This is a genomic window from Brevundimonas bacteroides DSM 4726 (assembly GCF_000701445.1).
Taxonomy (GTDB): Bacteria; Pseudomonadota; Alphaproteobacteria; order Caulobacterales; family Caulobacteraceae; genus Brevundimonas; species Brevundimonas bacteroides.
This window is the reverse complement of sequence record NZ_JNIX01000014.1, coordinates 1-25702: the sequence shown is the minus strand read 5'-3', so window position 1 is coordinate 25702 and position 25702 is coordinate 1. Positions and strand designations below refer to the sequence as shown.

The following is a 25702-nucleotide window of genomic DNA, read 5'->3' as shown; positions in this document are numbered from 1 at the left end:
GGCTGTCCCGATCAAGGCCCCGCCTGTGCGGTCCTGCCTCGGTTGCTCCGTGGGACAAAGGGTGCTATCCGGCGCCCGGCTTAGCGAGGGGCGTTTCCAGCGAGACGGCCCCCTCCGTGCTTTCCTTAAGCATTACAAGCCTTTGACCGGCGCAAGCATGCGGCCGGTCGTTTGACGAAACCGCATATCGGACGGACAGGTCTTGGCTGACGATTTCAGAACGACGGAAGTCGGTGGACGCTACGCCCAGGCGCTGTTCGACCTGGCGCTGGAGACCGGTCGTCTGGAGCCCGTGCGCGCGGACCTGAAGTCGCTGAAGGCCGCCTGGATCGAGAGCGCCGACCTGCGCCGTCTGGCGACTTCGCCGGTCATCGCCTCGGAGGATCAGACCAAGGGCCTGGTGGCCATCGCCGACAAGGCCCGGTTCGACGCCACGACCCGGAACTTCCTCGGCCTGCTGGCCCAGAACGGTCGGGCGAAGGACCTGCCCGCCGTGATCGCCGGCTTCGAGCGCCTGTATTCGGCCCACACCGGCGTCGTCGCCGCCGAGGTGGTCTCGGCTGTGCCGCTGACGACCGCCCAGGCCGCCCACATCCGCTCGGCCCTGATGCAGGCGCTGGGCAAGGCCCCCGAGATGACCGCCCGCGTCGATCCCTCGATCCTGGGCGGCCTCAAGGTCAAGGTCGGCTCGAAGTTGTTCGACGCCTCGCTGAAGACCAAGCTCGACCAGATGAAGTTCGCCCTGAAGCGGGCTTGACCCGCTTCAGCACCAAAATGCAGCGCGCTTCGGCGCACTCGACACGAAGACGATAGAGAAGAAGAGCCCGCCATGGACATCCGCGCCGCTGAAATCTCGGCCATCCTCAAGTCGCAGATCGCCAACTTCGGCGTGGAAGCCGACGTCTCGGACGTCGGCCAGGTGCTGTCGGTCGGCGACGGCATCGCCCGCATCCACGGTCTGGACAACGTCCAGGCCGGCGAGATGATCTCCTTCCCCAAGGCCGGGGTGAAGGGCATGGCCCTGAACCTGGAGCGCGACAACGTCGGCGCGGTGATCTTCGGCGCCGACGCCGCCATCGCCGAGGGTGACGAGGTCCGTCGTCTGGGCGAGATCGTGGACGTGCCGGTCGGCAAGGGCCTGCTGGGTCGCGTGGTCAATCCGCTGGGCGAGCCGATCGACGGCAAGGGCCCCATCCAGTTCACCGAGCGCCGCCGCGTGGACGTCAAGGCCCCGGGCATCATCCCCCGCAAGTCGGTGCACGAGCCGATGCAGACCGGCCTGAAGGCCATCGACACCCTGATCCCCGTCGGGCGCGGCCAGCGCGAGCTGATCATCGGTGACCGTCAGGTCGGCAAGACCGCCGTCGCCGTCGACACCATCCTGAACCAGAAGTCGATCAACGTCGAAGGCGCGCCCGAGAGCGACAAGCTCTACTGCATCTACGTCGCCATCGGTCAGAAGCGTTCGACCGTGGCCCAGATCGTCAAGACGCTCGAGGAGCGCGGCGCCCTGGAATACACCATCGTCGTGGCCGCCACGGCGTCGGAACCGGCCCCGCTGCAGTTCCTGGCCCCGTTCGCCGGCACGGCCATGGGCGAGTACTTCCGCGACAACGGCATGCACGCGCTCATCGTTTACGATGATTTGTCCAAGCAGGCCGTGGCCTATCGCCAGATGTCGCTGCTGCTGCGCCGTCCGCCGGGCCGCGAGGCCTATCCTGGCGACGTCTTCTATCTGCACAGCCGCCTGCTGGAGCGTTCGGCCAAGCTGAACGAGGACAACGGCTCGGGCTCGATGACGGCGCTCCCGCTGATCGAGACCCAGGCCAACGACGTCTCGGCCTATATCCCCACGAACGTGATCTCGATCACCGACGGCCAGATCTTCCTGGAATCGGACCTGTTCTATCAGGGCATTCGCCCGGCCGTGAACGTCGGCATCTCGGTGTCGCGCGTGGGTTCTTCGGCCCAGATCAAGGCGATGAAGCAGGTCGCCGGTTCGATCAAGGGCGAGCTGGCCCAGTACCGGGAAATGGCCGCCTTCGCCAAGTTCGGCTCGGACCTAGACGTCTCGACCCAGAAGCTGCTGGCCCGCGGCGCGCGCCTGACGGAACTGCTGAAGCAGCCCCAGTACTCGCCGCTGACGGTCGAAGAGCAGGTGGTGTCGATCTATGCCGGCACGCGCGGCTATCTGGACGGCATCGCGGTCTCCGACATCGGCCGCTTCGAGAGCGAGCTGCTGGCCCGGATGCACTCGGCGCACCAGCCGATCCTGGACGCGATCAAGTCGACCAAGGCCCTGTCCAAGGAGCTGGAAGCCGAGCTGAAGGCCGCCATCGAAGCCTTCGCCAAGACCTTCGCCTGACCCCCGGACAGCTGAAAGAGTAGCGCCCGATGGCCAGCCTCAAGGAAATGCGCAATCGGATCGGAAGCGTGAAGTCCACGCAGAAGATCACGAAGGCCCTGAACATGGTCGCCGCGGCCAAGCTGAAGCGCGCCCAGGACCAGGCCGAGAGCGCGCGCCCCTATGCCAAGAAGATGGCCGCCGTCATCGCCAACCTGGCGGCGGGGGTCTCGGGCGACAACGCGCCCCGGCTGCTGGCCGGGACGGGCTCGGACAAGAAGCACCTCGTGGTCGTCGCCACCGGCGACAAGGGCCTGGCCGGCGGCTTCAACTCCAACGTCATCCGGGCCGCGCGCGAGCGGATCAACACCCTGATCGCCAACGGCAAGGACGTCCGGATCATCGCCGTGGGCCGCAAGGTCCGCGACGGCCTGACCCGGCTGTACGGCGACAAGCTGATCCGCACCTTCGAGCTGTCCGACCACAAGGTCATCGGCATGGCGACCGCCGAACCGATCGCCGACCTGATCGCCCAGGAGTTCGAGGCCGGCAACGCCGACGTCGTGACCCTGTTCTACAGCCGCTTCCAGTCGGTCATCTCCCAGGTGCCGACGCCCAAGCAGCTGGTGCCCGCCGTGGTCGACGGGGACGCCCCGCCGGTCGACCTGAACGGCGCGGTCTATGAGTACGAGCCCTCGGAAGAGGAAATCCTCGAGACCCTGCTGCCGCGCAACATCAAGACCCAGATCCTGGCCGTCCTGCTCGAGAACCAGGCCAGCTTCTTCGGGGCCCAGATGGGCGCCATGGACAACGCCACGCGCAACGCGGGCGACCTCATCTCCGCCCTGACGCTGCAATACAACCGCAAGCGCCAGGCCCAGATCACCACCGAACTGATCGAGATCATCGCCGGCGCGGAAGCGCTCTGATCCTCCGATCCTGACAGACCTTACGAAACGGACCCCGCCGATGACCGACACCGTCGCCCCCAAGAAGCCCGCCGCCAGGAAGCCCGCCGCGGCCAAGGCGCCCAAGAACGTTTCTGGGGCCGCCGCCGCGCCGAAGTCGGCCGCGCCGGTCTCGGCCGTCGCCACCGGCAAGATCGCCCAGGTCATCGGCGCCGTCGTGGACGTCGAGTTCACCGGACACCTGCCGGCCATCCTCAACGCGCTGGAAACCCAGAACGTTGACCAGAAGACGGGCGAACCCTTCCGCCTGGTGCTGGAAGTCGCCCAGCACTTGGGTGAGAACATGGTCCGCACCATCGCCATGGACACGACCGAGGGCCTGACCCGCGGCCAGCCCGTGACCGACACGGGCACCTCCATCCTGACCCCGGTCGGCCCCGGTGTCCTGGGCCGCATCATGAACGTGGTCGGCGACCCGATCGACGAAGCCGGTCCGATCCAGACCACCATGTACCGTCCGATCCACCGCGAGGCCCCCAGCTTCGAGGAGCAATCGACCTCGTCGGAAATCCTGGTCACCGGCATCAAGGTCATCGACCTGATGTGCCCCTACACCAAGGGCGGCAAGATCGGCCTGTTCGGCGGCGCCGGCGTCGGCAAGACCGTGACGATGCAGGAACTCATCAACAACATCGCCAAGGCCTATGGCGGCTACTCCGTCCTGGCCGGCGTGGGCGAGCGCACCCGCGAAGGCAACGACCTCTATCACGAGATGATCGAGTCCAACGTCAACGTGGACCCGTCCAAGAACGGCGGCTCGACCGAGGGCTCCAAGTGCGCCCTGGTCTATGGCCAGATGAACGAGCCGCCGGGCGCCCGCGCCCGCGTCGCCCTGACGGGCCTGGCCCAGGCCGAGTACTTCCGCGACGAGGAAGGCAAGGACGTGCTGCTGTTCGTCGACAACATCTTCCGCTTCACCCAGGCGGGTTCGGAAGTGTCGGCGCTGCTGGGCCGCATCCCGTCGGCGGTGGGCTATCAGCCGACCCTGGCGACCGAGATGGGCAATCTGCAGGAGCGGATCACCTCGACCAACAAGGGCTCGATCACCTCGGTCCAGGCCATCTACGTGCCCGCCGACGACCTGACCGACCCGGCCCCGGCCGCCTCCTTCGCCCACCTGGACGCCACGACCGTGCTGAGCCGCGACATCGCCGCCCAGGCCATCTTCCCGGCCGTGGACCCGCTGGACTCGACCAGCCGGATCATGGACCCGCTGGTCATCGGCGAGGAGCACTACCGCGTGGCCCGTTCGGTCCAGGAAGTGCTGCAGCAGTACAAGGCCCTGAAGGACATCATCGCCATCCTGGGCATGGATGAGCTGTCCGAAGAGGACAAGCTGATTGTCTCGCGCGCCCGCAAGATCCAGCGCTTCCTGTCCCAGCCCTTCTTCGTGGCCGAGCAGTTCACCAACTCGCCGGGCAAGTTCGTCGAACTGGCCGACACGATCCGCAGTTTCAAGGGCATCGTGGCCGGCGAATACGACCATCTGCCGGAAGCCGCCTTTTACATGGTCGGCACCATCGAAGAGGCCGTCGAGAAGGCCGAGAAGATGGCGGCGGACGCCTGATGGCCGGAAAGCTGAACTTCTCGCTCGTCGCGCCTGAACGCGAGGTCTTCTCGGGCCTCGTGGACCAGGTCGATGCGCCAGGCGTCGAAGGTGACTTCGGCGTCCTGGCCGACCACGCGCCCTTCATGACGGCGCTGCGCGAGGGACAGGTGACCGTCATCAACGGATCGTCGCGCCGGACCTTCACCGTCAAGGGCGGCTTCGCCGACGTCACGCCCGCAGGCCTTACCATCCTCGCTGAGGAAGCGACCGAGGTCGCGACGGCCTGATATGGGCCCGGGGGCGGGCATCGGCGGATACGCCGCGACTGCCCTGATCTACGTCCTGGCCGCAGCTGCCGAGATCGCCGGCTGCTTCGCCCTCTGGGTCTGGCTGAGGCTCGACCGATCGGCGTGGTGGGCCCTGCCCGGCGTCGCCTGTCTGATGCTGTTCGCCTGGCTGTTGACACGGGTTGAGGCCGAGGCGGCCGGGCGCGCCTATGCGGCCTATGGCGGCGTCTACATCGCCGCGTCGCTGATGTGGCTGTGGCTGGTCGAGCAGCGTGCGCCGGATCGTTGGGACTTGATCGGCTCGGCCCTATGCCTGGTCGGGGCCGCCGTGATCCTGTTCGGGCCGCGAGGCGCTTGAACCCAGGGGCGCCCGGCCCTAGATGACCGCCTGCAAGACGAGGCCACGTCCTCGCCCCCGGTGCCTCTGAATGAGGGCGGTCGGGGCCAAGTCCGGGACGGCCCGGCCCTTTGCAAGGAGGGCCGACCGTGGCCTGGTTTTACTTGATCCTCGCCGGGCTGCTGGAAGTGGTCTGGGCGTTTTCCATGAAGCAGTCGGCCGGGTTCACCAAGCTGGTCCCCAGCCTGGTCACGCTCGGCACCATGGGCGTCAGTTTCGCCCTGCTGTCGCTCGCCATGAAGAGCCTGCCGCTCGGCACGGCCTACACCGTCTGGACCGGGATCGGGGCGGTGGGCGCTTTCATCGTCGGCGTGATCTGGCTGAACGAGGGTGTGCACCCGATGCGGGTCGGGGCTGCGGCGCTGATCGTGGCCGGTCTGGTGCTGATGCGGCTGGCTCCGGCATCAGCGGCCCATTAGTCTGCCAGCGTGCTCGAGCTCCGTCCGAACTGCGAATGCTGCGATCTGGTCCTCCCACCAGAGAGCCCTGACGCCCGCATCTGCACCTTCGAGTGCACCTTCTGCGTCGCGTGCGTGGAAGGGCCGCTGCAGGGGTGTTGCCCCAACTGCGGCGGCGGCTTCACCGTCAGGCCGGTACGGCCGGCCGGGCTGCTGGCCCGTTTTCCCGCTTCGACCGTGCGCGTCTTCAAGCCCTCAGGTTGCCGCACCGGCTGACGGACCGGCGAACCGCGCGAAGGCCGCGACCACCTGCTCGTAGGCGTCGCGCTTGAACGGCACGATCAGGTCCGGTGCTTCGGCCAGATCGCCCCAGCGCCAGGCGTCGAACTCGATCTCGGCGTGGCGATCGAGCGCGATCTCGCTGTCGTCGCCGGTGAAGCAGAAGGCGAACCAGACCTGCTTCTGGCCGTCCCAGGGCTTGCGCCCGTCGCGGCGGTGCTGGGCCTTCAGGGCCTCGGGGAAGTCGTAGACGATCCAGCCGTCGGTGCGACCGAGCAGCGCGGCGGAGACGACGCCGGTCTCCTCCTCCAGCTCGCGGCGGGCGGCGGCCTCAAGGTCCTCGCCGGGATCGACGCCGCCTTGCGGAAACTGCCAGGCGTGGCCGTCCGTCATGCCTGCGCGCCGACCATACCAGACCAGGCCTGCGGCATTGAACAGGACGACGCCGACGTTGGGGCGATGGTTGGGATGGTCGGACATTGAAGCCAGGGATTAGGGATTAGGGATTGGAGGGGCAACAGCGACCCGGGCGGCTTCCGGAAGAACGCTCTAATCCCTCTTCTCTACTCCCTATCTGCCTGGCCGCGCCGCCATGGCCGACGCTGGGGCCAGCTGCACGCCGCGCGCCTCCAGACCGGCGGTCCAGCGGGCGGCGGCCTCGACCGTAACGGGATAAGCGAAGCCCGTTCCCAGCGCCGCGCCGCGCGTCTTGGCGGCGGCCTCAAGGGCGTTCAGTTGGCCGATGATGGCGGCGGGCGTCTGGGTCTGATCGACAATGGTGTCGGCCGACGCCCGCGACCAGGCCCCAGGGCGGCGACGCGCGACGCCGTCGTCGAAGAAGGCCAGACCCCGCTGGCGCAGGATGCCGAGGAAGGCGCTCATGCCCGCGTCCGAGGTGACGAAGCGGTCGCCCAGATAGTTGGTCACGCCGAAATAGCCGGTGGCGCGACCCAGAAGCCAGGCCATCCGGGCATTGATGTCGTCGGGCGTGGCGTTGGCCAGCAGGGTCTGGGGACCGGGATCGTTGTTGGGATAGCCGGTCGGCTCCATCGGGATCTCGATCAGGACCTCATGGCCCTGACGGCGGGCAAGGTCGATCCAGCCCTGGAGGTCTTCGGCGTAGGGTACGAAGGACAGGGTCACTTCAGGCGGCAGGCGTTCGATGGCGGCGCGGGTCGTGACGGCGTTCAGGCCGAGGCCGCCGACGATCAGGGCCACGCGCGGGCGGCCGTTCGGCGTGAAGGGCCGGGCATAGGCCTGGGCGGGCACGCGCCCGTCGGTGGCGATGACCGGCAGCGGTCCGTTGGGGCCGGGTTGGCTGAGACCCGCGATCGGGGCTGGCGTCAGGGGCTGGGCCGGGATGATCGGCGCGGCGACGGCAGAGCCGCCCGCGACGGTCGCGCCGTCCGGCAGGGTGATCAGCGCCTCGCCTCCGGCCGCGCCGCTGCCGCCGAGCAGCGCAGGATCGGACAGGCCCTGCCAGGCGGCGAACCCGCCCATGGAGAAGGCTTCGAGGCCCGTCGGAGCAGCGGGCGCCGGCGCGGCTTCGCGCTTCAGGGCCACGCGGGCGGACGGCGTGCCGGCGCGCGGATCGCCGAGCACGGTCAGGAACAGGGCGGCGGCGGACAGGAGCAGCAGTCCGGCGGCGCCGACGGCCACCGGTGGGCGCTTGAGGAAGGCCAGCACGGCCTTGGGATCGAGCTTGGGCATCCGCGAGGGCGGAGGGCTGCCGGCGGCGGCGGCGAGGGCGGACTGGCGCTTGGCGAACATGGACGACGTCGAACGCTCTGGCCGCCGGAAGGATTCCGGACGGCGCTTTCGACATCAGAATGAGGCGCGGCGGTTAAGAAACCCTAACGGCCCGTTAGCCATGAACGGCGCGTTTCCGGGTCCCGTTCGTCGCGTCGATCGGCGGGGTAAACAGCCCCTTAACCCTGTCCAGCCGAGACTGCGGTCCCTTTCGTCCGGAGCCGTGAATGTCCGCCGCCCTCGCCATCGGTCAGCGCGCCTGGGAAAGCGCTCTCATCCTGTGGGACGCGCCCTTCGTGGTGCGGTTCCGGGGCGTGCTGCAGGCCTTGCTTGCGACGCTCCTCGTCATCGCGCTCGTCTCGTGGAACCCGGCGGACCCCAGCCTGAACGCCGCCTCCTCGGCCGCCCCGACCAACTGGCTGGGCGCGAACGGGGCCCTGTTCGCCGACCTGTTCATGCAGTCGATCGGCCTGGCTGCCTGGCCCGCCGCTGCCCTGATCGTCGCCTTCGGTCTCGCCGCCGCCATCGGCGACGCGATTCAGCAGCGGCTGAAGCCGACGCCACTGAAGGCGCTCGCCGCAACCGCCGGTGTCCTGTCGCTGGCCGGCGCCCTGTCGGCGCTGGCGGCACCTGCAGTCTGGCCTCTGGCCTCGGGCCTCGGCGGTCTCTGGGGCGACGCGGTCATCGGCCTGTTCCGCAGCCTCGACATTCCCGGCGGAAAGATCGTCGGCGGCCTGATTTTTCTCGTCTTCGGCCTGTGGACTTCAGGCTACGCCGTCGGACTGCGGGCCTCCGACTTCGGCGACGCCGCAGCTTGGCTGGGCGGACTGCGCCGCGCGCCCGCTCCCGCCGCGCCGACCCCGACCCGCCGCCGCCCGGTACTCGAGCCTGAGATCGCGACCCAGCAGAAAGCCGCCGCGCCGCGCCGCCCCGCCCGCCTCGAACTGCCCGACGATGAGGGCGACAACGCCCCTCTGCCTTGGGACGAACCGACGTCCCCGCCCGCCCCGCCGTCGGCCCGCGCCGCGCCCGAACCACGCGTCGCCGCGCCCAAGCCGTCGAAGGCCTCGAAAAGGGCCGTCGACGACGCCCAGGCCGCCTTCGACTTCGCCCGACCCGAGGGCGACTTCGACCTGCCGCCCCTGGCCATGCTGTCCAAGCCTCAGGCCCGCACATCAACGGTTGACGAAACCGCGCTGAAACAGAACGCCAAGATGCTGGAGGGCGTGCTGGCCGAGTTCGGAGTCAAGGGTGTGATCGACCAGATCCGCCCCGGCCCGGTCGTCACCCTGTACGAACTGGTCCCCGCGCCCGGCGTGAAGCACGGCCGCGTCGTGGCCCTGTCGGACGACATCGCCCGCTCCATGTCGGCCCGCGCCTGCCGCATCTCGGTCGTGCCGAACCGCAACGCCATCGGCATCGAGCTGCCGAACCTCAAGCGCGAGACCGTCTATCTGCGCGACCTGCTGGCCAGCTCGGAATACGGCAAGCCCGCCCACCTGCTCCCGCTCGCGCTCGGCGAGACCATCGGCGGCGAGCCCTATGTCGCCGACCTGGCCCGCATGCCGCACCTTCTGATCGCGGGCACCACCGGCTCGGGCAAGTCGGTCGGCGTCAACGCCATGATCCTGTCGATCCTGTACAGGCTCTCGCCCGCCGAGTGCCGCTTCATCATGATCGACCCCAAGATGCTGGAGTTGTCGGTCTATGACGGCATCCCGCACCTTCTGGCCCCCGTGGTCACCGATCCCAAGAAGGCCGTCGTCGCCCTGAAATGGACCGTGCGCGAGATGGAGGACCGCTACCGACGCATGTCCAAGCTGGGGGTGCGCAACGTCGCCAGCTACAACGAGCGCGCCCGCGAGGCGCAAGGACGGGGCGAGCATTTCGAACGCACGGTCCAGACCGGCTTCGACGAGCAAGGCCGCCCGGTCTTCGAAAGCGAGAAGATCCGCCCGGAGCCCATGCCCTATCTGGTCGTGGTCATGGACGAGATGGCCGACCTGATGCTGGTCGCCGGCAAGGACGTGGAGGGCGCTGTCCAGCGCCTGGCCCAGATGGCGCGCGCCGCCGGCATCCACCTGATTATGGCCACCCAGCGACCGTCGGTCGACGTCATCACTGGCACCATCAAGGCCAACTTCCCGACCCGGATCAGCTTCCAGGTCACCTCCAAGATCGACAGCCGCACCATCCTGGGCGAGCAGGGCGGTGAGCAGCTGCTGGGCCAGGGCGACATGCTGTACATGGCCGGCGGCGGCCGCATCACCCGCCTGCACGGCCCGTTCGTGACCGACGGCGAGGTCGAGGAGGTCTGCAAACATCTGAGGTCTCAGGCCGAGCCCGACTATCTCGACCTGATCACCGACGATCCGGACGGAGACGGCGACACCGCCTTCGACGAGGATGGCGGCGGCGGCTCGGGCGACGACCTGTACGACCGCGCCGTGGCCGTGGTCACCCGCGACCGCAAGGCCTCCACCAGCTACGTCCAGCGCCGCCTTCAGATCGGCTACAACCGCGCCGCCTCCCTGATCGAGCGCATGGAACAGGAAGGCGTCGTCTCGCCCGCCAACCACGCCGGCAAGCGCGACGTGCTCGCCGGCCCGCCGCCGATGGTGTGAGGCCTAGCGCCTCGGATCGAGGAGCACCCCCGACACCGTCGCCGCCAGCATCCGCGCCGCGAACGGCAACCGCGCGACCTTGCCCAGCACATGGTCCCTCACCCACGGCAGAATCTTCCCGTCCGCCTGATAGAAGGGCGTGAAGCCCCAGCTCAGCGCCTGATACAGCCGGATATGCCAGCGCCGGATGCGGGCATAGGCCATCAGGGCCTCGTCCAGCTCGGCATGGGTCTCCAGCGCATCGGCCAGCGTCAGGGCGTCCAGCAGGCCCATGTTTACGCCCTGGCCCAGTTGCGGGCTGGTCGAATGGGCCGCGTCCCCCACCACCGCCAGCCGGTCCGCCGCCGGCAGGGGCAGGGTGTGATGACCATAGCGCGCCAGCGTCAGGGCCTCGGCGTCTGGAATGGCGTCCAGAACCGGCCCGACCTGCGGCCACAGGCTCAGCACCTCGGCCTTCCACCGCTCCATCCCCGCCTCGACCCAGGCCGAATGGTCGTCGGGCTTCAGGCTCCAGAAAAAGGTCGCGATCCGATCCGGCGACCCCGGCCGCGCGCCGCAGGGCAGGACCCCGATCATCTTCGACGCCCCACGATAAACCTGCTCCAGCGCCCCCTGATCGAACGGATCGCCGGGCCAAGGCACCGTCCCCCAGACCGCCCCCCAGGCCAGCTCGGTCCGCTTGCCGCCCTGCCGCTTCAGCAGGTCGCGCGCGATCGGCGATCGCGCGCCCGACGCATCCACGACCAGATCGAACGCCGCGCTCGCCGTTCCCTTCGCATCCACGATCCGCCCGTCCGACGCCGCGCTGATCTCGCGATCCGTGACGAACTCGACCCCCTGTGCGAGGCAGGCGTCATGCAACACATGGAAGATCGCCGCCCGATGCACGCCCAGCGCGTTCAGCCCGTCCGGACGCGGCGACTTCAGGTCCGAATACTTGACGTCCAGCACCACCCGCCCGCGCCGCGCCTCACGTCCGAAGATGTGGTTCAACGGTTGACCCAGGGCCGCGATCTCGGCCGTCAGCCCCAGCCGGTCCAGCACATGCAGCCCCGTCGGCTGGAGCATGAATCCCGCCCCGATCGGCCTCGCTTCGGCGAAGCGTTCATGCACGACGACGTGGCGACCCTGCCGCTTCAGCAAAAGGGCCAGCGCCAGCCCCGTCGGCCCCGCGCCGACGACGGCGATGTCTTGGATCGGGCTCAAGCGGGGACCAGTTCGATCAGGTCGAGGTTGGATTCATACTGCGGCCACGGCAGCACCAGCCGCCATCGCTCCGGCCCGATCCGCTCCAACACCGCGATCAGGTCGCGGTCCGGCCGCTGGCCATAGGAGTTCGCCGGCGGCTCGGTCGACAGGGCCATCGACCCCAGCATCACCATCTGCCGGTCGGTCTCGGGAAACAGCAGGCCGCTCGGCCGCTGTGACCCCGTCAGTTTCGAGAACTTCAGCCCCCGGGGCGTCTGCTCAATGCGGCAGGCGAACCAGCCATAGACGACATAACCGAGCCCGGCCTCCCCGCCCTGCGAGCCCAGCTTGACCGTCCGACAGCGGTAATCCCCGACCGGCGGCGTCACTCCGCCCCGCACCGCACCCGGATCGATCAGGTCGCCGACGCTGTCCAGGTCGCCCGACCCCGTCTGCCGCCGCGCCTGCTCCAGCGCGAGGCGCCAAGCCGCGTCGCGCCGGGCATATCGATCCCGGTCCGTCGCCGTGACGATGCCGCGCCAGTCCCTCAGCACGGCCTGTGCTCCCGTGCCGGGCGGCGGGGGCGGAGGGGGTGGCGGCGTGCTGGCGCAAGCCGCGACGGTCAGGGCGGCGAGCGCCGAAATCAGGATACGCATGGCTTGAAGGGAGCCCCACGCCGCGTCACGGGTCAAGCCGCGCGAGGACGTGTCAACGCACCAAGGCGGCATCGAGACGAACGGCGGACGTCCCTCGCGCGCCTGAAAACTATTCTTCGGCGGGCTCGACCTTGCGGGCCCGGGACGCGCGCTTCTTCGGAGCTGGGATTTCGCCATCCGTCGTGGCCGGCCCCGGGGCCGCCGAACGGGTCAGGAAGCCGGGCAGGGTTCCCGCGTCGTCGCTGGTGGGCTCCTCCCTGCGCGCTGCGCGGGTTCGGCGCACCGGACGCTCCTCGGTCGACTGCGCCTCGATCTCGACCGTCTCGGCTGGCGCCTGGGCCGTCGCCGACGCATCGTCGAACGCCTCGTCCGCATGCTCCGTCCTGCTGTGATCCTCCGGCGCCTCGCCGACGCCGCCCTCGGCCTGGAAGCGGCGGTTGCGCTCCTCGCGGCGGCGCTCCCAGCGTTCGCGGCGGGTTTCGCGACGACCGCCTTCGGGACGGCCTTCGCCGTCGGCGCGCGGTTCTCCCTCACGGGGCTCGCGCGGCTGCCATTCGCGGTTCTGATCCCGGTTCTGGTCGCGGTCGCGCCACTCGCGGGGTTCGCGCGGCTCGCGGTTCTCGCGCTGCTCGGCCTCGGCCTGCTGGCGCGCCTCGCGCTCCGCCTGCTGCTGGGCGGCGGCCAGGAAGGCGGCGGCCTGGGCTCCGGTCTCGTCTTCGAAGTCGATGTCGAAGCCCTGGTTGGACAGCTCGCGCGCCGCGATCTCCGACACCGGACGCTGCGGCTGCAGCGCCCTCAGCACCCGGAAATAGTGCTCGGCGTGCTGCAGATAGTTCTCGGCCAGAACCCGGTCGCCCGACGAGGCCGCGTCCCGCGCCAGCTGCTGATAGCGTTCGTAGACGGTCTGGGCGTTGCCCCGAACCTTGATGTTCTCGGGCCCCTGGGAGTCCCACGAACGGTTCGGATTGGCCGCGTTCGCATTGCCGCCGCCCGGTTTCCGGTTGCGGCCGCGCTGGCGCTTCATGCCCTTGAAATCTCTCATCGAACGTCCGTGTTGGTCGGCGTCCCCAAGGCGTCTGGCGTGGGGAGAAGGCCGCTGTTCCTGGTCCGGTCGCCGCTCGTGGTCGCTGGGGTCGGATCCCCACTGGCGATGTGATCGGAAGACCGTCGTCGCCCGGCGTGGTCCGCCCGAAACCTCGGACCCTCACGCACGCCCCGGCCCGCGCGTCGCCGATCCTTGAGCGGATCGAGAAGGTGCGGTTGGGTGGGAGACGATGCAGACTTAGCGCGCCCCGACCGGCTTTCCAAGGGCTTTCGCAGCCGGGACCGTTCCGGAACGAAAAAAGCCCCCGACGCGGACGCCAGGGGCTGGAGGGTGTCTCTCTCGCCGCCATCGGGAGGGGATGAGGTCCGAAGGCGCCAGGGCGGGATCGCCGCCCTGTGTTCAAAGTGTCACGGCTCCAGAAAAGAGTCAAATCCGACGCGTGTGCACTTGCCTGTGCTCATCTGAACACGGTCAACGGATCATGAATCTGTCAATTCCGTCCAGGCCGCCGCGTAGGGTCGGTCAGTCGGAACAGGCTGGCCGCGAGGCCCGAGGTCGGCTGCAATGTCGTCAGCTGGGTCCGCGTCCGCGCGCCTTGCGCGTCCGTGATGGTCCACTCCTGCAGCCGCAGGGGGTTGCCCGCGAAGGCCAGGATCACCTGGCCGTCGCGCGGGCGTCGGGCGTCGCGCGCCGTGATGGCGAAGGCGCCGGACTGCATCCGCGTCACCCGTTCGATGGTCACGCCCTGATCCAGCCGGACGTTCCGCGCCAGGAAAGTCGACAGCGGCGTCTGGCTGAGCGGCACCTGGCGGAAGACCTCCAGACGCGGATCCCAGCGCTTCACGTTCGATCCGTCCGCGACCACCAGCAGCCCGGCGGGCGTGGTGTATTCGAACCGCATGCGCCCGGGCCGCTGCAGATAGAAGCGTCCCTCGCGCCGCTGCCCGCCCGCGCCGGTCTCGACGAAGGCGCCTTGAGCGGCCGTCAGGTTCTGCAGATAGGCCTGAGCCTGGTTCAACACCGCGCGGTCCGCCTCCGACAGGCCGGACTGGGCCGAAGCGGGCATGGCGGCGACCGCCGCGATGGCGGCGATGCCGAAGCCGAGATCTCTGCGGGACAGCGTCATGTCATTCCTTTTCCCGTATGGGAATCGTTCGTGATCGTGCCGAACATGGCGGGGCGTCGCGGCACGGTCATGACCCGACCCTGACCATATTCCGGCGGCCCGATGAAGCGTCGTTCAGGCTTCAGGGTTCCCGAAGGCCCTCAGACCCGCGTCAGCCGCAGATCCTGATAGTCATAGCTGAAGTCGATGTCGGGGCTGACGCCCTTCATGGTCGCCCGCACGGGGCGGCCGTTCTCCAGTTCGAAAGTGATGAAGGCGTCCTCCTCGCGCGTGTCGGGGAAGCGCGTCCGCATCGTCTCGCCGTCATAGGGCTCCAGCGGTCCCTGCAAAGCCGGGGTGCGGCTGAACTTCAGCCACAGCTGAACGGCGCGCGGCTCGATCACGATGTCGCCGTACCAGGGGTCGCGCCACGTCCCGGCATAGGCCGACAGCGGAAGCGACGGCGGAGCCCCCGCCGCCTGCTTGGCGTCGATCTCGGCGGCGGCGGCGATGGAGCGGGCGTTGCCCTCCGTCTCGATGCGCCTGGAATCCGCGATCCAGTCGAAGCCGGTCTTGCTCATGACGATGTCGGCGATGCCGCTGCGCAACGCGCGCAGCAGCAGGCTCTCCTCGGCGTTGGAGAAGACCGCGAAGCCGGCGTTGCGCCCCGGCAGCAGCACCGTCGCCGAGATGCCGCCCGGCGACCCGCCGCCGTGGCTGATCAGCCGCTCGCCGCGATAGTCCTGGACTGACCACCCCATGGCATAGGTCGTGGCGATGGCCCGGCCGGGCAGCTCCGCCGTCGGCCCCGGCGACGATCCGACGATGACGTTGGGCCGCCACATCTCATTGGCGCGCGCCTCCGAGAACAACCGCGTCCCGTCCGGCAGCGCCCCCATCGCCAGCCGCACCTGGATCCATTTGGCCCAGTCCGCCGGCGTCGAACAGAAGCCGCCCGCTGCGCCGGCCGCGTCCCAATTCCAGATGCCGGCAATGCTGTCGCTGAGCAGGGTCATCGCCCCCTGATAGCGCAGCGGCGGCCCGATCCGCCCATGCGGCAGGGCCGACTTCGCCGGGTCGGCCATGCTGGTGAAGGGCACGGTCTCGGTCATGCCGACCCTGTCCAGGATGCGCGTCTGGACGAAGGTCTCCCACGGCATGCCGCTGACCGCCGCGATCACCTCGCCCGCCACCACGAACATCAGGTTGCAGTAGTGGTAGTTGGCCCGGAACCCGTCCTCGATCGGCACATGCGGCACCGCCGCCATGATCTCGGCGCGCGTCCGGTCCGAGTTTGGCCAGAACAGAAGGTCGCCCGCGCCCAGGCCGAACCCCGCCCGGTGGCTCAGCGTATCGCGCACCGTGATCCGCTCGCCGATGACGGGATCGGACAGGTTGAAGCCGGGCAGATAGGTCCGCACGGGCTCGTCCCACTTGACCTTGCCCTCGTCGACCAGCATGGCCAGCGCCGCCGCAGTGACGTTCTTGGTGTTGGACGCGATGGCGAACAGGGTGTGTTCGTCGGCCGGGTCCGTCGCGCCCTGCCGCTTCACGCCATAGCCGCGGGTCAGGATCGGCTGCCCGTCCTTGACCACCGCGATGCCCAGCGCCGGCTGGTCCGGCCAGGCCGCCATGCACTGGCGCACATAGGCGTCGACGGCCTCGGCGATACCTGCGTTGTCGTTCGCCGCGCCCGCCGTCTGGCTCCACGCGGCCGACGGCAGGGCGGCGGCCCCCGCCGAGGCGAACAGGGCCGAGCGGCGGGTCAGGGCAGGCAGGCGGTGGGTCATCGGCGGGCTCCGGTCGATCAGGCATGGACGCTACCGGCGCTCCGGTTCCAACGCCAGCCACCGTCTCGCGGCGCCGTCTTTTCGACACCTTCATTGCACGAACGTAACGTCATGAAATCGCATCGAAAATCATGACAACGAAGTAACTAGGGCAGGTCAAGGAAGCTTGATATGCGCCCGCGATAACGGCGCGGAGGTGCGCCACGGGGGCTGATCCATGATCCGACTGAAGACCATTCTGCTGGCGGGCGCCGCCACGGCCGCTATCGGCGCTCCGGCGATGGCCCAGACGGCCCCGACCCAGACGCCCGCCCCGGCCCAGCAGACGCCGCCCGCGCAGGAGGAGGAGCCAACCGACGCCGTGACCGACGTCGTCGTCACCGGCAGCCGCCAGGAGACCCGCACCTCCATCGATTCCATCAGCTACAGCCTGGCCAATGACCTTCAGGCCACGACGGGCAGCCTCGCCGATGCGCTCAGGAACGTGCCGTCTGTCGACGTCGACCCCGAGGGTAACGTCTCCCTGCGCGGCGACTCCAACGTCACAATTCTGGTGGACGGCCGCCCGTCGGGCATCCTGTCGGGCCAGAACCGGGGCCAAGCCCTGCTGCAGCTGCCGGCCGACCAGTACGCCCGCATCGAGGTCATGACCAATCCGTCCGCCGCCTACAGCCCCGAGGGCTCCGGCGGTGTCATCAACCTGATCACCAAGCCGACCGCGCCGCGCCCCGGCCGCCAGACCACCGGTTCGATCCGCGTCAACGTTGGTGACGACGGCCGCTGGAACGCGGGCGCCTCGGGCTCGCTGCAGGAAGACCGTCTCACCCTGTCCGGCGACATCAGCTATCGCGCCGATCCGGTCAGCGTCGATTTCGAACGCATCCGCGAACAGTTCAACCCGACCACCGGCGCCCTGATCTCGACCACGACGACGGACCAGACTGTCGAAAACGACCAGTCGGGCGCCTTCGCCCGCGCCACCGCCGAATACCGCCTGACCGACCGCACCAGCCTGACGGGCGAACTGCGCGGCGCTGCCTTCGAGGGCGAAGGCGACGTGGTCGGCCTGTTCCAGACCCGCAATGCTGCCGGAGCCCTGACGAACAGCTATCGCCGCGACGGCGACGTCGATTTCGAGTTCAAGAACTGGGGCGCGACTGCCCGCCTGCTGCACCGCTTCGACGACGCGGGCCACGAGTGGTCCAACGAGCTGCGTTACGACGAGAACGGGAACGAGACCGGGGGCCTGACGGTTTCGCGCTTCAGCCTGCCCGTTTCGCCCGATCTCTATGAGCTGACCGAGCAGGATACGGATCAGACCACCATCGGCCTGACCAGCGCCTATGTCCGCCCCTTTGCCGAGGGTGGCCAGCTGCGGTTGGGCTATGAGCTCAACATCCAGCGGCCCGAACAGGACTTCGTCCTCTCGCGCGGACCTTCGCAAGGCGGTCTCGTTGTTGTTCCCGGTTTCTCCAACCGTTTTGAGGCCGAGCAGACCGTGCATGCCTGGTACGCCACCTGGGAACGGCCTCTGACCGAGCAGTTCTCGGCCCAGCTGGGTCTGCGTCTGGAACAGGCCGACATCGAGATCACCGACCTGACCGGTGGTCTTCGCGCGTCTCAGGACTACTTCAAGGCCTATCCGACCGCTCATCTGCAGTACAAGCTGTCGGACACCCAGACGCTGCGCGCCAGCTATTCACGCCGCATCGCCCGGCCCCAGCCGGCCCAGCTGAACCCCTTCGTCGCCTTTCAGGACCCGCTCAACCTGCGTTCCGGCAATCCGGACCTGGAGCCCCAGGAGACCGACGCCTTCGAGGTCATGTGGCAGATGCGCGCGGGCCCGACCTTCTACATGGCCACGGCATACCTGCGCGACACCGACGGCGCCTTCACCGAGGTGGCGCGGGACATCGGCGGCGGCGTGCTCCTGACCCGGCCCGAGAACCTCGGCTCGCGCCGCGACACGGGCGTGGAGTTCACCGCCAGCGGACCCCTGACCTCGACCCTGCGCTACAGCGGCGCGGTCAACGTCTTCCGCCAAGAGATCGATTCGACCGGCGTCCCCGGTGGCGGAAATCGTGAAGGCACCTTCGCCAGTGGCAGACTGAACTTGAGCTGGCAGGCGACGCCGAACGACTTCGTCCAGATCTCGGGCTTCTGGCAGGGCGAGCAGCTGCTGGCCCAGGGCACCCGCGAGGCCGGCGGCATGCTGAACATCGGCTATCGCCGGAAGCTGACGGACAATCTGTCGTTCAACTTCACCGGCCGCGACGTGCTGGGCACCTTCAACAACGACAGCGTCTTCGAGACCCCGGCCTTCCGCGAGGAGTTCAACCAGGACATCAACCTGACGGCCTTCTACATCGGCCTGACCTGGACGCTCGGCAACGGCCAGCGCCGCCCGCCGGAACAGTTCGACTTCTCGACCGGACCGACCGGCGGCTGACGCAAGGCCAGGCAGGCTTCAGCGACGCGCGCGATCGAGCGCCCGGCCCACGTCTTCCAGTCGCCACAGCGACAGATAGTGGTCGCCATAGACCGGCGGCGGCAGGTCGTAGGGCGGGGCCGTGAGGTCGAGCTCACGTGACGCGCCGGGCGCCAGCATCTCGAGCTCTAGGTTCTCGTAGCCGGCGTTGGAGGTGATGAGCAGCCAGGTCGAGCCCGAGGCGACCATGTTGCGCAGCGCCGCCCGCACGTCCTTCTCATAGAGGTGGTTGACCAGGTCCTTGCACAGGATGAGGTCGGCGGGCGGGGGGACCTCGGTGACGATGTCCAGAACCACGAACGAACGTCCCGGATGCATCCGCCAGTTCCGCGCGATCAGGGGCTCGACGATGTCGTAGCCCACATAGTCCAGGTCGGGATGCTGCAACAGGACCTCGCCCATCCAGTGGAAGTCGCCGCAGGGGATGTCGGCCAGGGAGCGAATGCCGAGCTCGGGAATGAACCGGTGAAGCAGTCGGCTCGCATGGTCGACCGAGCCGGAACCGTGGTCCGAGCCGGGGCCGGAGACGGACTCGCCTGTCGCCCAGCGTCGTGTCTCGAATACGCGGGTGAAGCGCTCCCGGTTGGTCGGGTTGCTCTCGCCGTAGGGTCGGCGCTCCAGCCGCCTCAGCCAGTTCAGCACCCGCGTGGGCATGCCTAGGCCGCCGCCCGCCGCCGCAGCCGGGTGATCCGGCGCAGACGCCGCCAGAACCGCCCGCGCTGGGGCTCCGGATAGGGTTCGAGGTTCGCCACGAACTGCTCGGCCGAGGCGCGCCAGCTGAAGGTCTCTGCGTAGGCGCGGGTGGCGGCCCGGTCGCATTCCAGCGCCTTCATGCAGGCGGTCTTCAGGTCGTCGTCGATGGCGCCGGCGTTCGATCCCGGGATCAGGTCGATGGGGCCATGCGCCGGATAGGCGGCGACCGGCGTCCCTGTGGCCATGGCCTCCAGGATCACCAGGCCGAAGGTGTCGGTCCAGCTGGGGAAGACGAAGACGTCGGCATCCTTGAAGCAGCGCGCCAGTTCGTCGCCAAACTTCGCGCCCAGGAACTTGGCCTTGGGATAACGCGCTTCCAGGTCAGCGCGCGCCGGACCGTCGCCCACCACGATCTTGGTGCCGGGCAGGTCCAGCTCAAGGAAGGCCTCGATGTTCTTTTCGACCGCCACCCGGCCGACGTTCAGCCAGAAGGGGCGCGGCCAGTCGCCTCCGCCGATCTCGGCGTAGATCGGCTCCAGGTCCGGCCGGAACAGTTCGGTGTCGACGCCGCGCGACCACGGCGAGATGTTCTTGAAGCCGTGTTCTTCCAGCTCGCGCTTGAGTGTCGGCGTGGCGACCATCAGCCGGCCCGACGGTTTGTGGAACCACTTCATGTAGGCGTAGCCGACCTGCACCGGCACGGGGAAGCGGGCGGAGATATATTCAGGGAATTTCGTGTGATAGCTGGTCGTGAAGGGCAGCTTCCACTCCACGCAGATGCGCCGGGTGGCGATGCCGATGGGCCCTTCGGTGGCGATGTGGACCGCCTCGGGCTCCAGCGCGCGCAGACGCTCGCGGATCTCTTCCTCGGCCCCCAGCGCCAGCTTGATCTCGGGATAGGTCGGGGCCGGGATGGTCTTGAACTGGCTGGGTTCGATGACCTCGACCTCATGGCCCATGGCGCGGCATTCCGCGACCGTGCGGGTCAGGGTGCGGACGACGCCGTTGACCTGGGGCTCCCAGGCGTCGGTGGCCAGAACGATGCGCATCGGGTGTCAGGACCGCCAGAGCTTAACGCGAGCGGCGACTTCTAGCGGGATCGCCGGGACAAGGCGAGACGTCTGTGTTTCCGGCCTGGAAACAGACGTGAAACAAGCGGATGCTTCGGTCCGACAGCCTCCAGGAGATGCCCGATGTCGCGAAACCGAAGCCGCCTGCTTGTCCTGTTCGCGGCGGCGACGCTGGCCTCGCCCGCGCTCGCCCGCCAGGAGCCGTCGTGCAGCGCGCCACTCGGCGAGCGGCCGCAGGCGGCCGGCATATCGATCGTGCCGGAGGCCCCCGGCGCGGACGATCTGCCGTCGCTCAGGGTCACCGTCGAGGCGACCGGGCATTTCATGAGGGTGTTCTTCGACGAGGGGTCCGAGCGTGCGGCCTGGAGCCGCGCCGCCTGTCTGGGGCGACAGCTGGACCTGCTGACGGCGGCTCTGGGCGACCCGCGCAGGGACGCGGAGTGGTTCTCGGTCGTCTTCACCCAGGACGCCGACTACATTCCGCCGCGCGGACCCGATGACAAGGAGCGGTGGCCCATCCTGATCGGGGCGGACGGCGGCTTTCCCGACATGTCCAGGCGGATGGTCGTCGTCACCATGCCGCATGAGCAGGTTCACGACTTCCAGAAGCGATCGGGGGCGATCCCGCCCCGGTGGGTCAGCGAGGGCCACGCGACGTGGGTCGGCCTCGCCATCACGGAGCAGCTGGACCCGGCGGCCGCGCGGACGGATCGAGACCGTCTGTCCGGAGACCTGGCCCGATCGACGGTGCCCGCGAACCTCGCGCAGTGGGGATCCGTCCGGCCGCGTCCGGAGGCCATCATGCGGCAGGTCTCGGCGGAAGACCGCGCCCGCATGCAAGCGGACCCCTCGTACATGCCGAGCGGCCCATTCAGTTTCACGAGCGCCGACCTGATCGGCGACGAGTCCAACATGCTCGCCCGCTACGCCGCCTCACTGGAGGTCTTCGAGGAACTGGAAGCGCGACACGGCGCTCGGGCCGTCCACGACTGGGCGCGGGAGGTCACCGCGGGTTCGGGTCGGATCACGCCTGACATACTGGCCGAGAGCGTCTCCACCCATTTCGGAGAGCGGCTCGATGATCTTCTAGGCGACCGCTGACGGCCGTTCAGGTCAACGCGGCCAGCCGCCGGCACGGCTGAGCGCGCTGGGCGTCGGCCGGCCGATGCGCTCGCCGATCCAGCGGGCGGTCTCGATCAGGGCGTCGAGGTCGTAGCCGGTGGGGTATCCCGCGCGCTCCAGCATGTAGACCAGGTCCTCGGTCGCGACATTGCCCGTGGCCCCCGGCGCGAACGGGCAGCCGCCGATGCCGCCGACCGAGGCGTCCAGCACATCGACCCCGGCCTGAACCGCCGTATAGACGTTGGCGACGCCGGTGTTCCTCGTATCGTGGAAGTGCAGGCGCAGCACCGCATCGGGCGCGGCGGCGCGGGCGGCCTCGATCTTTTGCGTCACGCTCCAGGGGTCGCCGACGCCGATGGTGTCGGCGAGGCCGACTTCCTTCACGCCGAGCCGGGAAAGCTCCCGCACGACCGCCGTGACCTGATCGACCGACACTTCCCCGTCGAAGGGGCAGCCCCAGACGCAGGACAGAGTGGCCGACAGCGTCGGCACGGGCGCATCGCTGCCCGCCGAGTTGGCGCGTCCGGCGACGATGGCCTCCAGCATGGCGATCTGGTCCTTGGTCGCCAGGCCCTGGTTCTTAAGGCCGAAGCCGTCGGTGACCGACAGGGAGACGTTGACCTCGTCCACGCCGGTGCCCAGCGCCCGGTCGTAGCCCTTGCCGTTCAGGACCAGGCCGATCCGACTGCGGCCTTCGGCAGGCGGCAGGGCGGCCATGACCTCCTCCGCCCCGGCCATCTGGGGCACGAGTTTCGGATGGACGAAGCTGACGGCCTCGATCCGGCGCGCGCCCGCCGCTTCCAGACGCAGCACCAGCTCGGCCCGGACGGCGGGGTCGAGGAGGACCTTTTCGTTCTGCAGACCGTCGCGGGGACCCACCTCGACGATCTGGATGGAGCGGCTCATCGACCGTCCTCGATGTCCGGATTCGCGGCGGCCTCCCGCGCGGCGCGCGTCTCGGGCGGGGCGTAGAGGGTCAGCCGCACATCGTCGCCGGAGGAGTAGTTGTGGCCGGTCACCACGGCCACCGCCGTGCCCGGCACGCCCGTCTCGACCGCCGCGGCGCGGAAGGCCTCGGCGTCGCGGTCCTCGACGATGACGGGGCGGCCTTCGGCGAGGGCTCGGGCGGCGCCTGCGGCGTCGGTCAGCTGGGTGTCGCGGCCGGTCAAGAAGACGAAGCTGGGTTCATGGAAGGTGGTGATGGCGACGGGACCTGGCGTCAGGCCCTGGCGCGGGTGGAGGCCGTTTTGCTCCAAAGCCTTCTCCAGCCGGGGCGCGATGGCCAGCGGCCGCAGCTGGCGGATGGTGCCCGCCAGTCCCGCGTGGGCGATCACGCCGAAAACGAGCGCGATAAGGACCCCGGTGACCGCTGCGCGATTGACCAGCAGGAACCCGCCGATCAGCGCCGCCATGGCCGCGCAGACGACCGTGATCGTTGCCCAGGTCTGGGCCGTGGAGGTGCCGAACGCCGTCAGGCCATAGACGGTGATGCCGCTGATCACCACGGCGGCGAGGACCGCGAGGGCGGCGCCAGACCACCGCGAAACCCGCCCGATGGGCTGGGTCAGGGCCGCGGCCATCAGCAGGGTGATCGCCGCGAACGTCGGCAGGGTGTAGTGCCACAGCTTGGTCGGCGCGATCTCGAACACCAGCCAGGCCGGAACCAGCCAGCACACCAGAAAGCGGATCGCCGGCTCGGCGCGTCGGCTCCAGCCCGTCGACAGGGCGGCCGGCAGCATCAGGGTGGCGGGAAACAGCAGGAGCGGGCTGAGCAGCAGATACATGCCCGGCAGGCCGCCGTGGCTTTCCTGGGCTCCCGCGATCTTGGGGGCCAGGTCGCCGCCGATGGCCTCGCGCCAGAAGCCGCCGTCGGTGGCGATGGTGATGGCGATGGCCCAGGGCCCCACGATCAAGGCCAGCAGCGGCAGGCCCCAGCCCCAGCCCAGCCGCTTCAGCCAGGCGAACCGCCGGTCCCACAGGCTGAGCATCAGCACGGCCGGCACGACCACCAGCAGGCCGATCGGCCCCTTGACCAGGATGGACAGGCCCAGCCCCAGCCAGATCATCAGCTTCCACGGCCGATGCGCCGGATCGCCCTTGATCAGGGCGCCCGCCCGCGACGCCATGTAGAGCCGACCCAGCCCCGCCATCGCCAGCGTCACGGCTCCGCACAGCATGGCGTCGGTCTTGGCGATGCCGGCCTCCGACGACAGCAGGAAGGTCGCCCCCAGCAATGCTCCGCCCAGGAACCCCGCCCGCGCGCCGAACAGGGCCGAGCCCAGCCACGCCGCCGCCCAGGCCGCCAGCATGGCCCCCAGCAGGGACGGAATGCGGTAGGGCGCGATCTCGCGATCCGCGACGTCGGACGTCAGGCCGACCGCGACCGCCTGCATCCAGTAGATGCCGACGGGCTTCTTCCAGCGCGGATCGTCCTGGAAGCGGATGTCGACATAGTCGCCGCTCTCCAGCATTTGGCTGGTCGCCTGGGCGTAGCGGCTCTCGTCCCGGTCCAGCGGCGGCAACAGCAGCATGGACGGCAGTCCCGCCAGCAGGGCGACCAGCGCGGCCAGCAGGGGTCCGCGCCAGCCGGCGATGTAGCGGTCGAGGTCGGGACGGGCGGTCATCCGGCCTTGCTAGCACGACCCGCCGCGCGCCGTCAGCGGGGCCGGAGCCCCGCTCCGCTCAGACGAAGTTCGCGACGTCCAGGCCGGCGAGCGTCGCGCCTTGGACGAAGAAGGCTCCGGTCGCGGCCACACCGGCTACATCGGTCGCAGTGAATACCCAGACTCCAGAGCCGTCGGACATCGCTACCACGAAGACCGTGAGGGTGTTGCCCGCGTCCGCGAAGGCGCCGTTGGCCGCCGTCAGCGCCGAGGCGAAGTCGGCCTGCGTCGTCTCAGCGTAGTTGACCGCCGCGAGCGTGCCAGTCGTCACCGAGGCGATGTCGAACAGGTCGCCTGCGCTGAAGTCGAGGTAGCGGTCGGCTCCTGCAAGCGTACCGTCCGTGTCGCCGAGGCCGATCACGAACAGGTCGTTGCCTGATCCGCCCGAGATGGTGTCGGCACCGGTGCCGCCAACGATGGTGTCCGCACCGTCGCCGCCGGAGATGTTGTCGGCGCCTGCGCCGCCGAGGAGACTGTCGGCGCCCACGCCGCCCGAGATGTTGTCGGCGTCGTCGCCGCCATTGACGACGTCGTTGCCGTCACCGGCTGAGATGGAGTCGGCGCCCACATTGCCGAGGATGGTGTCGTCGCCGCCGCCTGATGAGACGGCGTCATCGCCGAAGCTGGCATTGATTGAGTCGTTGCCTGAGCCGGCAGTGACGGTGTCGGCGCCGAAACCCGCGTCGATGGTGTTGTTGCCCTCACCGCCCTGGATCAGTTCGTCGCCGCCACCGCCAGCGATCGAGTCGTTGCCATCGCCGCCCGACACGACGTTGTTCCCGTTGCCCGCCAGGACGGTGTCGTTGCCCGCGTCGGCGTTGATGGTGTCCGCGTCCGCGCCGCCTATGATGCTGTCATCACCGTTGCCGCCCGAGACGGTGTTGGCGCCGTCGTTGGCCGAGATGGTGTCGTTGCCGTCACCGCCGGAGATGGTGTCGGCACCGATACCGGCGAGGATGCTGTCGTTTCCGGCCCCGCCCGCGAGGTTGTTGGCCCCCGCGCCGGCGTTGATGGTGTCTTCGCCGTCACCACCCGAGACCACGTCGTTGCCCGAGCTGGACGTGATGGTGTCGTTGCCGGCTCCACCCGTCAGGGTGTTGTTGCCGCTCGCGCCGTCGATCGTGTCGTTGCCGTCACCGCCGTCGATCACATCGTTGCCGGTGCCCGCAATGAGCGTGTCCTGACCGTCGCCGCCATTGACGACGTTGTTGCCGTCGTTGGCGTCGATGTCGTCATTACCGGCGTCACCGCCGATGGTGTCGTTGCCATCGCCGCCGCCGATGGTGT

General features: G+C 69.1%; 21 protein-coding genes and 2 pseudogenes. 11 read left to right on the top strand and 12 right to left on the bottom strand.

Going from position 1 to position 25702, the window contains the following annotated elements:
• Positions 1 to 202 precede the first annotated feature (202 nt).
• The 8 genes and pseudogenes from Q333_RS0112650 to Q333_RS17405 all read left to right on the top strand — a co-directional run.
• Entirely contained in the window at positions 203 to 757 is a 555-nt protein-coding gene (locus Q333_RS0112650; protein WP_029417446.1) for a F0F1 ATP synthase subunit delta, read from the top strand.
• 72 nt (positions 758 to 829) lie between these two features.
• Positions 830 to 2365 carry a F0F1 ATP synthase subunit alpha gene (gene atpA, locus Q333_RS0112645; RefSeq protein WP_029417445.1) on the top strand — a complete coding sequence of 512 codons (1536 nt, stop codon included), beginning with the start codon at positions 830 to 832 and terminating at the stop codon, positions 2363 to 2365.
• Positions 2366 to 2394: 29 nt separating this feature from the next.
• Complete coding sequence (locus Q333_RS0112640; protein ID WP_029417444.1) at positions 2395 to 3273, top strand: F0F1 ATP synthase subunit gamma; 879 nt, start codon at positions 2395 to 2397, stop codon at positions 3271 to 3273.
• A gap of 40 nt (positions 3274 to 3313) precedes the next feature.
• Positions 3314 to 4879 (top strand): F0F1 ATP synthase subunit beta, encoded by a 1566-nt coding sequence (gene atpD, locus Q333_RS0112635; RefSeq protein WP_029417443.1) that lies wholly within the window; start codon positions 3314 to 3316, stop codon positions 4877 to 4879.
• Positions 4879 to 5148 (top strand): ATP synthase F1 subunit epsilon, encoded by a 270-nt coding sequence (locus Q333_RS0112630; protein ID WP_029417442.1) that lies wholly within the window; start codon positions 4879 to 4881, stop codon positions 5146 to 5148. Before atpD ends, Q333_RS0112630 begins: the two co-directional genes overlap by 1 nt.
• A 1-nt stretch (position 5149) precedes the next feature.
• Positions 5150 to 5506 (top strand): YnfA family protein, encoded by a 357-nt coding sequence (locus Q333_RS0112625; RefSeq protein WP_051651316.1) that lies wholly within the window; start codon positions 5150 to 5152, stop codon positions 5504 to 5506.
• Between the two features lie 128 nt (positions 5507 to 5634).
• Complete coding sequence (locus tag Q333_RS0112620; protein ID WP_029417439.1) at positions 5635 to 5964, top strand: DMT family transporter; 330 nt, start codon at positions 5635 to 5637, stop codon at positions 5962 to 5964.
• Positions 5965 to 5973: 9 nt separating this feature from the next.
• Positions 5974 to 6195, top strand: a pseudogene (locus Q333_RS17405) (DUF1272 domain-containing protein); the annotation flags it as partial.
• Here the strand turns inward: Q333_RS17405 and Q333_RS0112615 are convergent.
• Positions 6189 to 6702, bottom strand: a pseudogene (locus tag Q333_RS0112615) (RNA pyrophosphohydrolase); the annotation flags it as partial. The pseudogenes Q333_RS17405 and Q333_RS0112615 sit on opposite strands and share 7 nt — an antisense overlap.
• Positions 6703 to 6792: 90 nt before the next feature.
• Entirely contained in the window at positions 6793 to 7992 is a 1200-nt protein-coding gene (locus Q333_RS0112610; protein WP_029417435.1) for a divergent polysaccharide deacetylase family protein, read from the bottom strand.
• A 206-nt stretch (positions 7993 to 8198) separates the two neighbouring features.
• On the opposite strand from Q333_RS0112610, the gene Q333_RS0112605 reads away from it, so the two are divergent.
• On the top strand, positions 8199 to 10595 hold the full coding sequence (locus Q333_RS0112605; protein ID WP_029417434.1) for an FtsK/SpoIIIE family DNA translocase: 2397 nt from the start codon (positions 8199 to 8201) through the stop codon (positions 10593 to 10595).
• 3 nt (positions 10596 to 10598) lie between these two features.
• Here the strand turns inward: Q333_RS0112605 and Q333_RS0112600 are convergent, their stop codons facing one another.
• From Q333_RS0112600 to Q333_RS0112580, 5 genes are all read right to left on the bottom strand, one after another.
• Complete coding sequence (locus tag Q333_RS0112600) at positions 10599 to 11801, bottom strand: FAD-dependent oxidoreductase (RefSeq protein ID WP_029417432.1); 1203 nt, start codon at positions 11799 to 11801, stop codon at positions 10599 to 10601.
• Positions 11798 to 12439, bottom strand: a complete 642-nt coding sequence (locus Q333_RS0112595) for a DUF4893 domain-containing protein (RefSeq protein WP_029417430.1) — start codon at positions 12437 to 12439, stop codon at positions 11798 to 11800. Before Q333_RS0112595 ends, Q333_RS0112600 begins: the two co-directional genes overlap by 4 nt.
• A gap of 109 nt (positions 12440 to 12548) precedes the next feature.
• Positions 12549 to 13481 carry a DUF4167 domain-containing protein gene (locus Q333_RS0112590; protein ID WP_029417429.1) on the bottom strand — a complete coding sequence of 311 codons (933 nt, stop codon included), beginning with the start codon at positions 13479 to 13481 and terminating at the stop codon, positions 12549 to 12551.
• A gap of 493 nt (positions 13482 to 13974) precedes the next feature.
• On the bottom strand, positions 13975 to 14610 hold the full coding sequence (locus Q333_RS0112585; RefSeq protein WP_029417427.1) for a LolA family protein: 636 nt from the start codon (positions 14608 to 14610) through the stop codon (positions 13975 to 13977).
• Positions 14611 to 14750: 140 nt separating this feature from the next.
• Complete coding sequence (locus Q333_RS0112580; RefSeq protein ID WP_029417425.1) at positions 14751 to 16379, bottom strand: serine hydrolase; 1629 nt, start codon at positions 16377 to 16379, stop codon at positions 14751 to 14753.
• Between the two features lie 217 nt (positions 16380 to 16596).
• Between Q333_RS0112580 and Q333_RS0112575 the strand changes: the two genes are divergently transcribed.
• Positions 16597 to 18828 carry a TonB-dependent receptor domain-containing protein gene (locus Q333_RS0112575; protein ID WP_029417424.1) on the top strand — a complete coding sequence of 744 codons (2232 nt, stop codon included), beginning with the start codon at positions 16597 to 16599 and terminating at the stop codon, positions 18826 to 18828.
• 18 nt (positions 18829 to 18846) lie between these two features.
• Here Q333_RS0112575 and Q333_RS0112570 read toward each other — a convergent pair whose 3' ends face one another.
• Positions 18847 to 19521 carry a class I SAM-dependent methyltransferase gene (locus Q333_RS0112570; RefSeq protein WP_051651315.1) on the bottom strand — a complete coding sequence of 225 codons (675 nt, stop codon included), beginning with the start codon at positions 19519 to 19521 and terminating at the stop codon, positions 18847 to 18849.
• Positions 19522 to 19523: 2 nt separating this feature from the next.
• Positions 19524 to 20609 (bottom strand): glycosyltransferase family 4 protein, encoded by a 1086-nt coding sequence (locus Q333_RS0112565; RefSeq protein ID WP_029417420.1) that lies wholly within the window; start codon positions 20607 to 20609, stop codon positions 19524 to 19526.
• Positions 20610 to 20753: 144 nt separating this feature from the next.
• Between Q333_RS0112565 and Q333_RS0112560 the strand changes: the two genes are divergently transcribed.
• Positions 20754 to 21731, top strand: a complete 978-nt coding sequence (locus Q333_RS0112560; RefSeq protein WP_029417418.1) for a hypothetical protein — start codon at positions 20754 to 20756, stop codon at positions 21729 to 21731.
• A 12-nt stretch (positions 21732 to 21743) separates the two neighbouring features.
• On the opposite strand, the gene Q333_RS0112555 is transcribed toward Q333_RS0112560, so the two are convergent.
• The 3 genes from Q333_RS0112555 to Q333_RS0112545 all read right to left on the bottom strand — a co-directional run.
• Positions 21744 to 22658, bottom strand: a complete 915-nt coding sequence (locus Q333_RS0112555) for a hydroxymethylglutaryl-CoA lyase (protein ID WP_029417416.1) — start codon at positions 22656 to 22658, stop codon at positions 21744 to 21746.
• On the bottom strand, positions 22655 to 24376 hold the full coding sequence (locus Q333_RS0112550; protein WP_035294406.1) for an ArnT family glycosyltransferase: 1722 nt from the start codon (positions 24374 to 24376) through the stop codon (positions 22655 to 22657). The genes Q333_RS0112555 and Q333_RS0112550 overlap by 4 nt, the downstream gene beginning before the upstream one ends.
• Before the next feature lie 58 nt (positions 24377 to 24434).
• A partial coding sequence (locus Q333_RS0112545) for a calcium-binding protein (RefSeq protein WP_051651314.1) occupies positions 24435 to 25702 on the bottom strand: 1268 nt, incomplete at its 5' end.

What these genes read in the sequence shown, in the direction of transcription:
- Q333_RS0112555 (WP_029417416.1), bottom strand. Translation starts at nt 22,658, where the DNA reads ATGAGCCGCTCCATCCAGATCGTCGAGGTGGGTCCCCGCGACGGTCTG.
- Q333_RS0112565 (WP_029417420.1), bottom strand. Translation starts at nt 20,609, where the DNA reads ATGCGCATCGTTCTGGCCACCGACGCCTGGGAGCCCCAGGTCAACGGC.
- Q333_RS0112550 (WP_035294406.1), bottom strand. Translation starts at nt 24,376, where the DNA reads ATGACCGCCCGTCCCGACCTCGACCGCTACATCGCCGGCTGGCGCGGA.
- Q333_RS0112625 (WP_051651316.1), top strand. Translation starts at nt 5,150, where the DNA reads ATGGGCCCGGGGGCGGGCATCGGCGGATACGCCGCGACTGCCCTGATC.
- Q333_RS0112570 (WP_051651315.1), bottom strand. Translation starts at nt 19,521, where the DNA reads ATGCCCACGCGGGTGCTGAACTGGCTGAGGCGGCTGGAGCGCCGACCC.
- Q333_RS0112585 (WP_029417427.1), bottom strand. Translation starts at nt 14,610, where the DNA reads ATGACGCTGTCCCGCAGAGATCTCGGCTTCGGCATCGCCGCCATCGCG.
- atpA (WP_029417445.1), top strand. Translation starts at nt 830, where the DNA reads ATGGACATCCGCGCCGCTGAAATCTCGGCCATCCTCAAGTCGCAGATC.
- Q333_RS0112580 (WP_029417425.1), bottom strand. Translation starts at nt 16,379, where the DNA reads ATGACCCACCGCCTGCCTGCCCTGACCCGCCGCTCGGCCCTGTTCGCC.
- atpD (WP_029417443.1), top strand. Translation starts at nt 3,314, where the DNA reads ATGACCGACACCGTCGCCCCCAAGAAGCCCGCCGCCAGGAAGCCCGCC.
- Q333_RS0112630 (WP_029417442.1), top strand. Translation starts at nt 4,879, where the DNA reads ATGGCCGGAAAGCTGAACTTCTCGCTCGTCGCGCCTGAACGCGAGGTC.
- Q333_RS0112640 (WP_029417444.1), top strand. Translation starts at nt 2,395, where the DNA reads ATGGCCAGCCTCAAGGAAATGCGCAATCGGATCGGAAGCGTGAAGTCC.
- Q333_RS0112595 (WP_029417430.1), bottom strand. Translation starts at nt 12,439, where the DNA reads ATGCGTATCCTGATTTCGGCGCTCGCCGCCCTGACCGTCGCGGCTTGC.
- Q333_RS0112605 (WP_029417434.1), top strand. Translation starts at nt 8,199, where the DNA reads ATGTCCGCCGCCCTCGCCATCGGTCAGCGCGCCTGGGAAAGCGCTCTC.
- Q333_RS0112610 (WP_029417435.1), bottom strand. Translation starts at nt 7,992, where the DNA reads ATGTTCGCCAAGCGCCAGTCCGCCCTCGCCGCCGCCGCCGGCAGCCCT.
- Q333_RS0112560 (WP_029417418.1), top strand. Translation starts at nt 20,754, where the DNA reads ATGTCGCGAAACCGAAGCCGCCTGCTTGTCCTGTTCGCGGCGGCGACG.
- Q333_RS0112590 (WP_029417429.1), bottom strand. Translation starts at nt 13,481, where the DNA reads ATGAGAGATTTCAAGGGCATGAAGCGCCAGCGCGGCCGCAACCGGAAA.
- Q333_RS0112575 (WP_029417424.1), top strand. Translation starts at nt 16,597, where the DNA reads ATGATCCGACTGAAGACCATTCTGCTGGCGGGCGCCGCCACGGCCGCT.